Here is a 13,720-nt window from a genome sequence, read left to right as displayed (position 1 = left end):
ACATGGTATGGATTTTTAGGTAAAGACACTCCAGATTACTACCCAACGATAGAGGCTGCTTCAAAAGCGGCCATCAAACTCGGTATTAAATCGCAACCTGAGTACAAAAAGCGCTATCAGAAAGACCCTAGACTGCATAGTAACCCCAATAGCTTTTACCGTGATGACTGGCAGACGTATGGCACATGGTATGGATTTTTAGAACAATCAAAACCTTATTCTCGTGCAGACATTAGCCTGGAATTTGAAGGTTGGAAAAATGTATTTGACTCCTTTATGGAGCATTCTCAACGTGGACTTTCAGTAAAAAAAAGAGTTTGCGTTGCCTTTATCTGCAAATTAATCATAGAAAACAATAACCCATCAAAACCAGAGTTGTTCTTGCTGAGAACTACAAGGGTTAATAAAAATCATTACGAGGAGTTCTTGAATTATTTTGGTGATAAAGATAAGGCTAAATTTCACGTAATTGTTATTGAATTCCTTAATTATTGTCTTGAACAATTATGTAGTCTAGAGGATGAAGATGAAGTAATCATTCATCCTGATTTTCATAACCCACTTAGCCGATTTCAAAGCCCTTTACTGGAAATTAAAGCTAATAAATTATCAGAATCTGATAAACCTCTCTTAGCTTATACTTATGTGGTTAAAGCAAAAGAATGGATTTTACCACCAGAATCGAAAAACCTATGTGATTTAAATCATTTGTTCGACTTGGTATCAGGTGATTGGTTTGACGTAGACCCTTCGTTAATAGATAAACATGATCCGGATTGTGTATATAGGTATGTAGAGAAAGACCGCCGAGAAGGAAAGCATACAAGAGGATTAATTGGGACGTATAATCAAAAAGTTTGTCAAATGTGGTGTCCATCTCGTTTTTTTGCCTTATATGCTTTATTGAGTGTTCCAGCAAGAGGGCAGCAGATACTCTGGAACGATAGCGGTGAAGCAGATAAAAAAATACCCGAGTTTGTAAATGGTAAAGTCCAGTGGGTCGAGAACAAAGGACCACTAGCAGGGCAGACAAAAAAACAAGGTTTTATAAAAGAATATTCAAATAATGAGCTGGGTTTACATTTTACTACCAATAAGACATCGCATCAGGAGGGGGGCTACGACATACCTTGGGTTCCTGAAAATTTTGATTATTGGATGATTAAACTTAGAAATTGGCAGTCAAAATACAATGCTATTGTAAAGCCAACAAAATGGACTGAACTGGAGCTTAGAGTTCCTATTGGAAATAGGATTTTAGAACAACGAGGTGCGAATTGCTTTTTATTTAGAATGGGCAATAGTGAACAACCTCACCAGCAGCCGATTTTTAGTAAAGCACTTGCGTATGTTCTGCATCAAATAGAAGACAAAGATAACCCATTAACCAATGTAGTGAACGACAAAGTTAATTTGAGTTCTTACAAGTCGGACTATACACCTCACTCAATGCGCGTGAGCCTGATTACTGCATTTGTTGTTGATGCCAAAGTGCCTATTCACATTGTTCAAAAGTTGGTTGGTCATGCACGACTCGTTATGACTATTTATTACACCAAGGTAGGTCATGCTGAAATTCGTGATGAATTGACCGCAGCACATAAACGAGCTTTGGCGAATACGCCATTGAAAATTCAGCAACAAATTCGAAATAAACAATTTGAAGCAGTAAGAGGCTCATTGGTTCCGAACGATCGATTAGTTTTTAATAAATTACATGACGGTCATCCGGCTTCAGCATTTTCTTTCACAGATATAGGTATATGTCCTATGGGGGGAGGGAAATGTGAGCAGGGGGGCGAGGTTGAAAACAGTGACGTCAAACATAAAAAGTATTTACCGGTAGCGTCTGGTCATCTCGGTGAAAAAAATTGTATTCGTTGCCGCTTTTTTATCACAAGCCCAGCTTTTCTGGGAGGCTTAACCGCAGTATTTAACGAAATTTCATTGAAACAGTTTTATATTAAGCAAAAAGAACAAAGTCTAATTATTCACATTGAGACATTGGAAGATGAACGGTATGACGCTGAAAAAAGTGAAAGAGTATTTACTAAATCAATGGAGTTAGATAAAGCGGCATCAAATCTTGAAATGATTGCTAAAGAAACCTGTATGTATGCTACTGATACTGTTCATATTGCACGGCTTATTATGCAGTGTACCAACTTATTAAACGAGTCCATTGAAGAGGAGGGGTATACGAGAACTATGTTAGTTGCTAATACGGAAGCTTCCTCTATTAACTGGAGTATTGATGAAACTAATAGCGAGTTTCATCAGCTAAGCACAGTGTGTGAGAATGCAACTATTTATACACTGAGTGATGCATCACTGGCCAATGCTAGGCGTTCTCAATTAATTGACAAGATGGCACACCAAAATGGCATTCAGCCATGGTTGTGCATGCTCTCCCCTGAGCAGCAGCTAGAAGTGGGAAATCAAATGAGTGAGCTATTAAAGAGTCGTTTAAAGTCGTGGGAAAATGTTGAAAAATTGATGAGAACAGAGATCCTTTTAAGTGATTTTAATGATGATAATCAGCTCATGCCACTTCATGATGAAGTTAAGAAAATCTTACTCCGAAGCCAAGCGAGTCAATTGGACATTAACAAGCCATTATTGGAGGTAGTATGAGTCATAAACCTCATGAACTTTGTGAAGCACTTAAGCAAATTTCTACACCCAAAACAGCAAGTTCAATAGAGCTAATTCATCAGATATGCACTGAGCAGTCTGAACGTGGGTCCTGTGATTTTACAATAGCGACGATTGGACGTTTAAGTGAAGCTGTTAACGGTCCAAAGACACAGGCCATCAGAAATAAAACAGGTGAAAAATATCGAGCACTTATTCAATCATGGGCAGAATATAAAAAGCCCTTAAAAGTTATTTCCAGTAAAGTAAAAGAGCAAAATGCTTGGGTTGGTGATATTGACGATGCCCGTATCAAATGGCTTGTAATGGATTTAATTGCACAAAATAGTAAGTTAACTGGGCAACTTCAATTAGCAAAAGAGCTATCAAATATCAATATTGATCTAAGACCAGTAGCTAATAACAATGCAATGGAAAATTCATCTCATCCATCTTTAACTAAGTCGAATCTACTCCCAACTGAAGTAGAAGCATTATCGCACTCTATTAATCCAGATACATTTGAAAAAAATGGGTGGACACCAGATAAGCATGGAAGAGTTAAAGATCGTGATGGTAATACAATATTCAAAGCAGGTTTTGTCGATGCGATTGAAAAAATATTGGCTATATAAGACCTAAAATAGTAGACGTTTTTTTGAATAAGATATTTTCCTAGAGCAACGGGTATAGGCAATCAATGTGTAGTGGCAACGTTAAACCTCGTTCTAAAAATCTAGCAAAAGTTTTTGAACTAAGGCAGCAACTCCCTTACATCACACTCCAATACTTCTGCTAATTGATATGCCTTTTCGAGGGTAATATTCACTTCTCCGCGCTCAATTCGTCCGGCATAACTGCGGTCAATCTCTGCTAGTAATGCCAATTTATCTTGAGAAATGCCTAGTGTTTTGCGCCTATCACGCAATTTTGCGCCAAATTGGATAGCTAAGTCTTTCATTTTTCATCTCGTTAAAGATAAAGACTATCCAAAGTTGCGGCTTATAAAGCCACGGATTATAATCCGCATTTAGTTTGATGCTCAGTACAAAGAGCTTAAGACAGTGAATCACTACCTCTTGCGAGAAAGTAATGTCGAAAATTTCAATGAAAATATGCACAAGGTTGCATACTATTCTCCAGGATGAGAGTTTTAACAATTTCCGTGTATCTCAATTGCGTGATGCATATTTAGCTATATCTCCTACTAATAAGGATTCTGTAGAGGTTCGCAAGTATGTTTACAGACAAATTTTGAGGCTAGTTAAGAAAGGGCTATTGTTAAAAAAAGGAACGAAAAACTCTAAAAGGATTACGTATCAGAAGTCGGATTTATTTCATGAAGCGAGTTTTATCTCTGAAAGAAAGGTTAATAAACCAGAGTTGACTAATGCAAGTACTCGTCTCGCTGTTCAGCAGCTTGAAAAACGCCTTAAAGAATCTGAAGTTGATTTACTAACTAGCATTGGCGAGTCAGAAGAATATATGCGGTTGTATCAATCCTTCCCTGAGATGAAAACGCACCTTGAATCTCAGTATTTACAAGCCCGTGAAAACAGCTCAAAACTACTCGGCCAAATCAAAGCGATTAAGTCTGTTCTCGCTCATCAGCAAAAGTAACCTTAATGCATCTAAGACAATGGCAATCAGAGTGCGTCAATCGGGCTCTAGAGCACTTTAGTGCCAAACATAAACACTTCCTTTGTTTGGCAACACCAGGCGCTGGTAAGACGATTATGGCTTCAGAAGTCGCTGCTAAGCTACTTGAGCAAGACCTTATCGATTTTGTACTTTGCTTTTCACCTTCGATAAATATATCGCAGGGTATTAAGCATACTTTCTCGACACGGCTGGAATGTCGTTTCGATGGCATCATAGGTGCCGTTGGTTGCTCTTATACGTATCAAAGCATGCTGTCTTTCAAAGAGGATTTCTGGCAATTGTTAAAACAAAATCGGGTACTCGTGATATTTGACGAGATCCACCATTGCTCGGGCAGCTCTCTTGAAGATGCTAACGCTTGGGGGGAAGAGATCTTATTGAATATTCAAAGCCAAGCCGAATACACTTTAGCGTTAACTGGCACTCCGTGGCGCTCAGATCAAGCACCGATAGCTTTATCTCGTTATACAGACCCAGACAATCAAATACAGTGTGATTATATCTACGGGTTAAGGGAAGCTGTTGCCGATGGTGTATGCCGAAGCCCGAAGATTGTCTTAATAGATAATGAAAGAATCTCGGTTACTGACGAAGAAAATGAAACTAAGACGTTTAATTGCCTAGACGCTCTATTCAAAGGTTCACTAGTTTCTTACCAATCGATCATCAAAAATGATATAGCCATTCGGCATGCCTTAACGCTGGCGACTAACAAACTAGACGACATAAGACTGTACAACCCTAATGCTGCTGGACTTGTCGTTGCATCATCGATAGAGCATGCAGCATACATTCTGAATATGCTCAGAAATGAATATGCACAAACCGCCGAAATAGTTACCTATAGAGAAGATCAGCCTTCGTTCAAAATCAACGAATTCAGGAACAGTACAAAGAACTGGATTGTCAGTGTCGGCATGATAAGCGAAGGTACAGACATCCCACGCTTACAAGTTTGTTGCCACCTTAGCAGAGTCAAAACCGAACTCTATTTTAGGCAAGTACTCGGTAGGATTTTACGAGTAAGTAAAGCTACAAATCAAGATGCCTGGCTATATACATTCGCAGCACCAAAGCTTGTCGAGTTTGCAAATCGCATCGCTGAAGAAATTCCAGATGTGCCCGTTATATTCAGGGAGTCTGAAACTGTTACGGTCTCCGTTAAGCAGGGAGAAAGTGAAATAATAAGAGCAAGTTCCCCATCTCAAGATAGTCATAAAGTTATGCTTAGTACGCCACATATAACGGAGCCAAAACAGCCGTTCGTAGTCACTTCGAACAATCAAAATCTATATTGGCCAACGTCACCATCTTTTGAGATTTTAGGTGGTTTTCGAGAAAAAGTGGTATCTACTTTCAACTCACCTTTTTGATTTATAAGCTTTAAAAGTGGTGGCACCATTTTTAATAACAGGCTTGGCTTTATGTGATATTTATGCAGTAAAAGTGTATTCCAATCTCGATTGGGGAAGTCGCTTTGGGACAAAAGTTTGTCAGTGATTTTACTAAATTAGGAAAACAAGGATTAGCTAAGGTATGGTAAATTTCTTATTAACAAGTCTAAATCATCATGCTTGTACAATTTTATAGAACATGAAAAATGATGTGGCAGCGTTTATGCGTGATCACAACTTAGAAAGGCCCAGAATGCTAACGGTGATCTATCACCAATTTAATATGTACAAAATCCTTAAGAAAAATGTTCTGATTTAATTCTGCAGAACAGTTAATGCCAAGCGTTTTTTGTGAACATAAAAGCTCGATGTCGATAATTTTTGTTTACGGCAATAGGTGCTGATATTTAACCCGCTTTGTAGCAGTGCAAGAATGAGACTTGCCACTGCTGCGGATTATAAAGGTTTTCATTATATTGTTCCCAATAAAAATATGGAAACAACATAAATCAACGGCATACAAAGATATGTGTCTTTGCCTAGACAATTACATTCGTCATCACTAACACCTCATTAGCAACCTTGGCACCAAACCAAAGGGCATTAACAGCAGAACATTTTTATGGATGAATTTGAGGCAAAAGAAAAGCCTGCATTGCTGGTTTGAACAATTTCTTGCAGATTCGAATACAAGCCCCGACTAGCGGGACTTCGGATTCAATGAAACCCTTTACTTTTTTGGATCTCGGTTTGGTTTCTTTTGATAGTCACTTTTACTGAAGGCTTTGATAAACTTGTCGTAAAATACACTTATAATTAAAACATAAGCCACCATAAAAGCATAATATAGCCATTCTGGAAGTTGTTTATTCTGCTCTTCAAAATAGTTTACTATCCAACCACTTAAGTAAACAAAAAATAAAGTAATAGCGATCAAAGCTATCGATGACGTAACTTTATTTACTGCACGTTTCGTCACAGTCTTGTGCCTCCATTAAACCTTCATAAACAGCATCTTGAACAAGCCCGCCAACCATACCAGCCCATCCCCCTTTTACCATATTTCCAGCAACATTACCGGATTGAATAAAGAGCCCCCCAGCAAGGCCACCGAAGAACCCCCCCATAGCATTACTACCTGATGATGAAGCACCTATACCAGTCAATCCACCAGTAATGGCTCCATACTTTCCTCCACTAATTCCCCCAGCAATGAGTCCAATCCCTGCTCCAGCGTTAACACTATTAAAGTTTGCACCTATCGCCGCGGCTCCTGCGCCAACTACAGCACCTCCTGCGATTGACACAGGATTAGCACCTAATAGTGCCCCTGTTGCAGCACCACCTAGACCACCTGCGATTGCAGCGGTGGCTGTCGAGCCTATACACCATAATCCATAAGGATCGAAATTACTTACAGGATTCCCCCCAACATAAGCATAGGTATTAATCCCTCCGGCTAGCCCAATCGGGTCACTCTGAATATATCTGCCAAGTTGTGCATCATAGTAACGATTCCAGTTGTACCACAGGCCCGATTCACTGTCATAATATTGACCAGGGAAGCCGATGTTGAATGCGCCAATGCTAGTGCTATTGACTGTCCTATCAAATGCTTTGAGGTTTGCTTTCCAAACAACAGAACCACTACTGTTTGTTACAAGCTCCGGGCGAGACAAATGGTCTGTATGCACATAATAAAGCACATTATTCAACACATAAGCCACTGGCGTGCCATTAACGTAGATGTATTCTTTATTAGCATTAGGCTCAGCTAATAGCAAACCTGAAGCATCATATATATAGCGTGAAGTGCCTGCTGTAGATTGTTTATAGGCTCTTAGATTCGAGTAGTTATAACCGTAAACTGTTTTGAGCCCGTTGTTAAGACTCGACGTTAACTGATTCGAACTGTTGTAGGAGTATAGATTTCCACGCCCAGTATCTTGAGTAATGTTACCATTATCATCCGTTGTGAAGGCACGTGTGCTACCCGATTTCGTCACTTTATTAAGCTGATTAGAGCCTAAATTGAGGGCATAGGTATAATTTACTCCATTATCCGTATTCGTCTCACGGTTACCCACACCATCATATGACCAAGATTGATTATCTGCACTGCTCGATACTGATGTTAATCGATAAGTATCATCATAACCAAAGGTCTGCGAATAAGCACTGTTGTATGTATTGATGATACTTTCAATATTATTAGTGTTTGATTCAAAGGTATAATCTAACTTTTGTTTACCTGAGATATATCTTAAATCTAAGCGATAATCAGTATCATAGGTGTCAACTTGCGCTAAGCCATTGCCGTATGTCCAGTTTGAAGCGGGACCGAAAGGTTTGTAAGTAATGCTTGTTAACACATTCTTAGTTTGGCCACCAATAGTCGCTGTTACCTTATTAATTTTGCCTATGTTGTTATAGGCATAAGTCACCTTGTTGCCACTAGGGTAAGTAATATCTTTTATACGACCAAAGCTATCAGGCGTGTAACTGACGATATAGGTTTGATTTAAAATATCGCTGGTTTTGGAAGATAACTCTCCATAGGCATTGTAATTGAAGTTGGTGCATTCACCATTGGTAGCGACTTGGGTTAAGGCGTTGGCATTGTAATTTTTATTACTATCAGCATCTTTGTCCTCATCATAACTGAACCCTTGCATCTGGTAGCCCGACACCATCATGGTGATGCGGTTCATGTCATCATAACGATAGCGGGAGACGTTGCCATTAGCATCGGTCTTTTTAATCAAATTACTCGCTTCATCATATTCAAAGTCAGTAATCCCCGTATCAGGACTGTTGAGCTTAGTTAGGTCACCAAATCCGTTGTAAGTATAAATGGTTTTATTACCGTTATCGTCTGTGACAGTCGCAATTTTACCTTGGCTATTATAGGTATAGGATGTTACGGCTAACTCCGCATCGGTACTGGTTTTAAGGCGCCCTAACGCATCATAAGTGAAAGAACGTTCATTACCCAATGCATCTGTAATGGTTTTGATATTACCGTCTTTATAATAAGTAATGGTATCTTGTTGGCCATTCTGGCCTTGTTTGAGTCGAACTCGACCGAGTTCATCATAATAGACATTTGATTGAAAATGCATGGTTGAGCCAACTTTGAACGCCATTGACTCCACTTGGCTCATGTTATTGTAAGTAAAGTGCGTTTTATTCCCTGTATTGTCCTCTAAATAATCAATGCGATAACCATCATCGAATTCATTATCTGTATATGAACCATCAGGCAGAGTCGTTTTATCTACTTGACCCAATGCATTGTAAGTATAAGTCGCTGTAGGGCGAAATCGACTTAGCCGAAACAACAATATAATAATCAAATTAAGAGCAAGGGATTGCAATGCGAAATAGTTTACTTGTTAACATCAGCAAATATGCGGCAAGCCATAAGACATCACCGATAGAAAACTTTGTAACAGAAGCGTTTGCTTGGTTGTTGAAAAATGATGAGTCTGTGCGTCAGGCTATAAACCATCTTTTACAAGAAAAAGCGGTGCTGAAAGGGTTGGCTATTGACTCTATGGCTGAGTCTGAATATGTCGATACCCAAGTCAACTTCAATGGAAAGTTCCCAGATATGCTGTGGGAATCTATAGACCGTGATTTTTGTGTGATCTTTGAACATAAAATTTGGTCAGAGCTTCATCACAAACAATTAAGCAACTATAGAGACTTTGCTGAGAAATCTCTTAATAAACGCTTTTTAATAGTATTGATTACCGCGCACGTAGGGCAACATAGGCAGCAGCCTGATATTGCATTGTGCTGGTACGATATTGCCAAGCAGATCCAAGCCATAGAGAGTGATAACGAAAAACTTAATTGGATCCGCGAAGAGTTTATTCAGTTACTCGAAAGCAATGGATTAATTAACGTATCGGCGATTAATCCGCTGTCAATTGCCTACTACCAAGAAGCCAAAAACATAGATCAGCAACTCTATAATATTTGTCAGCACTCGATTAATAACCAATGGCCATTGTTGACAGAAAGTCGTTCGACGCTATTTTCTAGCCCACCCAAACATAGAAATGCACGTGGCCGAAATGACACCTGGGGCCGAATAGGGTTAGAGTTTTCTTCATTAGCCGATTTTAACGATGAGAAAGCATGGCAACCGGCATTATTTTGTGGCTTTATTGTTGATGGTGCTGATCATCAAATTCACGACCTCCTCAATACGACACCTATTGCGGCAGTTGTGTTAAGCGTCAATAAAAAGCTTCAACCAAAAGTTAAAGTACATGGCTATTATGACCAATTAGTTTTAGATATATCGTCAAAACTGCCTAAGGAATGGCGTTTGAGTGATCGGACGACACTTGGGAATAAAGCGAATAAATGGCATCCATTGATCATCTATCGTGATTTGACTGAATTTATCGCTAGTGCCAGTACATTTGAACAGCAGCAAGAAACTTTCTTTAATCAGATGGCGGCAATTCAACGATTATTTATTGATAGCGAGTCATTCACCGTCTTTTGCGGCGAAATGCAAAAATGGAATCGAGAGGACGTAGCGTGATCACCGAAGACCAATTAGAACAAGCGTGCATCAGCTGGTTCACCGACCAAGGTTACCTGTATAAAAATGGCTATGACATCGCACCTGATGGAGATTCTCCAGAGCGTGATGATTACCATCAAGTCGTTTTAAAACAGAGGTTATTAAACCAGTTAGCGATCATCAATCCAGAGCTTCCGATAGAGGCTCTGAATGATGTCGTGAATATCGTTTCTTCCCCCGAGACGCCAATTCTCATTAAAAACAACCGTGTATTCCACAAGTTTGTGATTGAAGGGGTACCTGTTGAATATACGGCTGTTGAAGATGGTGAATCGAAGACAAAGCATACTCACGCTCAGTTAATGGATTTTACGACACCTGATAACAATGAATTCCTTATCGTGAATCAGTTTACGATTACAGGTACAAAAGGTAATCGCCGCCCAGATGTGGTGGTGTTTATTAACGGCCTGCCCATCTCTGTTATTGAGTTGAAAAACCCTGCTGATGAACATGCCGATATTTGGAATGCCTTTAATCAGCTTCAAACTTACAAAAATGAAATCTCAGATCTATTTATTTTCAATGAGGCATTAGTGATTAGCGACGGGGTGACTGCAAAGGTTGGCTCATTAACTGCGAATAAAGAAAGATACTTACCGTGGAAAACTGTTGATAATGAAACGGATAGACGCCTTTTTGATTGGCAATTGGAAACAATAGTAAAAGGTTTTTTCAAGCAAGATTTACTCCTCGATTACATTCGTTATTTTGTGTTGTTTGAAACCGACAACGACAAAATCATCAAGAAAATTGCAGGTTATCACCAGTTCCACGCAGTGAGAGCTGCAGTTGAGGCGACGGTTCGTGCCGCCAATACCTCAGGTAACTTCCTTGAAAGCACTATCCCTGCACTAGAAAAGATTAAGCAAGGCAGTGGTAAGGCTGGGGTTGTTTGGCACACTCAAGGTAGTGGTAAAAGCATCTCTATGGTTTGCTACGCGAGTAAACTGTTACAGCAAGCCTCAATGAATAACCCAACGATCGTGGTGGTGACGGATAGAAATGATCTCGATGGTCAGCTTTATAACACCTTCGGGATGGCACAAGAGACGTTAAAGCAAATACCTCAGCAAGCGGATGATCGTGACGCGTTACGTGAACTACTTTTAAATCGCCAATCTGGCGGCATCATCTTCACGACGATTCAAAAATTTGCTTTGTTGGATGAAGAAACAGAGCACCCAAGACTATCTGAACGCAGTAATATCGTTGTAGTTTCTGATGAGGCCCACCGAAGCCAGTATGGCAATAAGTCAAAGATGGTTGAAGTAAAGGATAAAAACGGTGTTGTAACCGGCCATAAGTTCGTTTACGGCTATTCTAAGTATATGCGTGACGCTTTGCCTAATGCGTCCTTTATCGGCTTTACAGGTACGCCTATTGCCATGGATGACAAAGATACCCGTGGTGTGTTTGGTGAGTACGTTTCTATTTATGATATTCAAGATGCGGTAGAAGATGGTGCAACGGTGCCAATTTACTATGAATCTCGATTAGCTAAGCTTGATATTAACCAAGATGAAATTGAGCAACTTAATGAGCAAGTAGAAGATGAGATTGGTGAAGACGAGGAAACTGCTGATCGTGAAAAGGTGAAGTCGGAATGGGCGACGCTTGAAAAGCTTGTTGGTGCACAGCCTCGTATTGACCAAGTTGCAAAAGATCTGGTTGAACACTTCACCACTCGAACATCGACATTTCCTGGCAAAGCAATGATTGTCTCGATGAGCCGAGAGATCTGTGTTGACCTCTACAATGCTATTGTTGCTATTAAACCAGAGTGGCATCACCCAGATACCGATAAAGGTGTAATCAAGGTTGTGATGACCGGCAGCGCATCTGACAAAGAAAAGATGCAGCCGCATATTCATGATAAGAAAACCAAAAAGCTATTCGAGAAGCGCTACAAAGATACTGAAGATGAACTGCAGTTAGTCATTGTTCGGGACATGTGGTTAACAGGATTTGACGCTCCTTGTTGTCATACCATGTATATCGATAAGCCCATGAAAGGACATAACCTGATGCAGGCTATAGCTCGTGTTAACCGAGTCTTTAAAGATAAGCCGGGCGGTTTGGTTGTTGACTATATTGGTATCGCTAATGAGCTTAAAAATGCACTAAAAACCTACACAAATAGCCAAGGTAAAGGGCAACCCACCGTCGATACGGCAGAAGCGTTTGCTGTGTTGATGGAAAAGGTTGATATCATTCGAGGTATGTTCGCAACACCCGTTGATACAAACGTATTCAACTACCGTCCGGACTTTGAAACGGATGCATTGCGCTTGTTACCGGGAGCAGTAAACCATTTATCAGGTTTGTCTCATACTGACGCCAACGGAAAACAAGTCAGAGACGGAAAGAGGCGTTTCTTAGATGTGATGGCGGCGCTAACGAAGGCATATTCACTGTGTAACACCATGGATGAAACCCACGGTTATAAGAATGAAATTGCTTTTTATTCTGCGATTAAGACAGCTTTTATCAAGCACTCTTCAGTAGACAAAAAACGCACCGATGAAGAACGTAATACAGCGTTAAAGCAAATACTAAATAATGCAGTTATAGCTGATGGCGTTGATGATATTTTCTCTATGGTTGGGCTTGATAAGCCAAACATTGGGCTTCTTTCTGAAGAGTTCTTAGAAGATGTTAAAAACATGAAAGAGAAAAATCTCGCTGTGGAGTTACTTGAAAAACTACTTCGTGACGAGGTTAAAGCTCGCATGAAAAATGATGTGGTGCAGGAGAAAAAATACTCTGAACGCATTATGTCGACGCTGCAAAAATACCATAACCGCAGCATTGAAACCGCACAGGTCATTGAAGAGCTGATTCAATGGGCGAAAGAGATGCAAGAAGATGCTGAAATGCTTGATAAACTGAACCTTTCCGTTGATGAAATCGCATTTTATCGTGCATTAATCGAAAACGAAGAGTCAGTGCGTCAACTTGGGGATGATAACTTGCGCAGCCTTGCTATTGAGTTAACTCAGCAACTGCGTAAGTCAGCAACAGTTGATTGGCAAAAACGCGATAGTGTACGAGCCAGAATGCGCAACCTTGTACGCAGATTACTGCGTAGATGGAAATACCCGCCAGATGCTTCAGAAGCGGCGATTAAGCTTGTTTTAGAACAAGCTGAAGTATTGGCTGATGGTTGGTATGCCGCTTAGATTAAGTAAAGGCAAAGTGTAAAAGCTTTGTCTTTTGCATATCTATTCGAACACCCAAAAGAGTTAATTAACATTTCGCATAAAAAATATTTAGGTGATAGCCGTTTACCGGAATTAAAACCAAACTAATAATTGTCCAGAAATGAGCCTAGACGAGTAAATCACTTTTGCCCCGAAATGTGTTTGAAATGGATATCTCTCGAGGTTTAGTCATTTGTATTTACCCTCAATAATCTAATATCACC

At 39.9% G+C, this 13,720-nt stretch carries 9 protein-coding genes; 6 read left to right on the top strand and 3 right to left on the bottom strand.

Annotation, left to right across the window (positions count from 1 at the left end; genetic code table 11):
• Both Q4557_RS19275 and gmtX read left to right on the top strand, forming a co-directional pair.
• A partial coding sequence (locus Q4557_RS19275) for a VPA1269 family protein (protein WP_303414892.1) occupies positions 1 to 2,634 on the top strand: 2,634 nt, incomplete at its 5' end.
• On the top strand, positions 2,631 to 3,269 hold the full coding sequence (gmtX, locus tag Q4557_RS19270) for a gamma-mobile-trio protein GmtX (RefSeq protein ID WP_303414889.1): 639 nt from the start codon (positions 2,631 to 2,633) through the stop codon (positions 3,267 to 3,269). The genes Q4557_RS19275 and gmtX, both read left to right, overlap by 4 nt.
• A 119-nt stretch (positions 3,270 to 3,388) precedes the next feature.
• On the opposite strand, the gene Q4557_RS19265 is transcribed toward gmtX, so the two are convergent.
• Positions 3,389 to 3,595 carry a helix-turn-helix domain-containing protein gene (locus Q4557_RS19265; protein WP_303414886.1) on the bottom strand — a complete coding sequence of 69 codons (207 nt, stop codon included), beginning with the start codon at positions 3,593 to 3,595 and terminating at the stop codon, positions 3,389 to 3,391.
• Between the two features lie 131 nt (positions 3,596 to 3,726).
• Here Q4557_RS19265 and Q4557_RS19260 point away from each other — a divergent pair, with 131 nt between their 5' ends.
• The gene (locus tag Q4557_RS19260) at positions 3,727 to 4,254 is read left to right on the top strand and encodes a response regulator (RefSeq protein WP_303414883.1); all 528 of its coding nucleotides are present in this window, start codon (positions 3,727 to 3,729) and stop codon (positions 4,252 to 4,254) included.
• 5 nt (positions 4,255 to 4,259) lie between these two features.
• On the top strand, positions 4,260 to 5,669 hold the full coding sequence (locus Q4557_RS19255) for a DEAD/DEAH box helicase (protein WP_303414880.1): 1,410 nt from the start codon (positions 4,260 to 4,262) through the stop codon (positions 5,667 to 5,669).
• A gap of 751 nt (positions 5,670 to 6,420) precedes the next feature.
• On the opposite strand, the gene Q4557_RS19250 is transcribed toward Q4557_RS19255, so the two are convergent.
• On the bottom strand, positions 6,421 to 6,669 hold the full coding sequence (locus Q4557_RS19250) for a hypothetical protein (protein ID WP_303414877.1): 249 nt from the start codon (positions 6,667 to 6,669) through the stop codon (positions 6,421 to 6,423).
• Positions 6,647 to 9,034: an RHS repeat-associated core domain-containing protein gene (locus tag Q4557_RS19245; protein ID WP_303414874.1), complete on the bottom strand. Its 2,388-nt coding sequence runs from the start codon at positions 9,032 to 9,034 to the stop codon at positions 6,647 to 6,649. Before Q4557_RS19245 ends, Q4557_RS19250 begins: the two co-directional genes overlap by 23 nt.
• Positions 9,035 to 9,066: 32 nt before the next feature.
• Between Q4557_RS19245 and Q4557_RS19240 the strand changes: the two genes are divergently transcribed.
• Positions 9,067 to 10,251: a PD-(D/E)XK nuclease family protein gene (locus Q4557_RS19240; RefSeq protein ID WP_303414871.1), complete on the top strand. Its 1,185-nt coding sequence runs from the start codon at positions 9,067 to 9,069 to the stop codon at positions 10,249 to 10,251.
• Complete coding sequence (locus Q4557_RS19235) at positions 10,227 to 13,475, top strand: type I restriction endonuclease subunit R (protein WP_303414868.1); 3,249 nt, start codon at positions 10,227 to 10,229, stop codon at positions 13,473 to 13,475. Before Q4557_RS19240 ends, Q4557_RS19235 begins: the two co-directional genes overlap by 25 nt.
• The last annotated feature ends 245 nt before the right edge of the window (positions 13,476 to 13,720 follow it).

Origin of the sequence: Shewanella sp. 5_MG-2023, from assembly GCF_030547465.1 — a bacterium.
In the GTDB taxonomy this organism is placed as follows: Bacteria; Pseudomonadota; Gammaproteobacteria; order Enterobacterales; family Shewanellaceae; genus Shewanella.
This window is presented reverse-complemented; position numbering and strand designations above follow the sequence as displayed.

What these genes read in the sequence shown, in the direction of transcription:
- gmtX (WP_303414889.1), top strand. Translation starts at nt 2,631, where the DNA reads ATGAGTCATAAACCTCATGAACTTTGTGAAGCACTTAAGCAAATTTCT.
- Q4557_RS19260 (WP_303414883.1), top strand. Translation starts at nt 3,727, where the DNA reads ATGTCGAAAATTTCAATGAAAATATGCACAAGGTTGCATACTATTCTC.
- Q4557_RS19235 (WP_303414868.1), top strand. Translation starts at nt 10,227, where the DNA reads ATGGAATCGAGAGGACGTAGCGTGATCACCGAAGACCAATTAGAACAA.
- Q4557_RS19240 (WP_303414871.1), top strand. Translation starts at nt 9,067, where the DNA reads ATGCGAAATAGTTTACTTGTTAACATCAGCAAATATGCGGCAAGCCAT.
- Q4557_RS19255 (WP_303414880.1), top strand. Translation starts at nt 4,260, where the DNA reads ATGCATCTAAGACAATGGCAATCAGAGTGCGTCAATCGGGCTCTAGAG.
- Q4557_RS19265 (WP_303414886.1), bottom strand. Translation starts at nt 3,595, where the DNA reads ATGAAAGACTTAGCTATCCAATTTGGCGCAAAATTGCGTGATAGGCGC.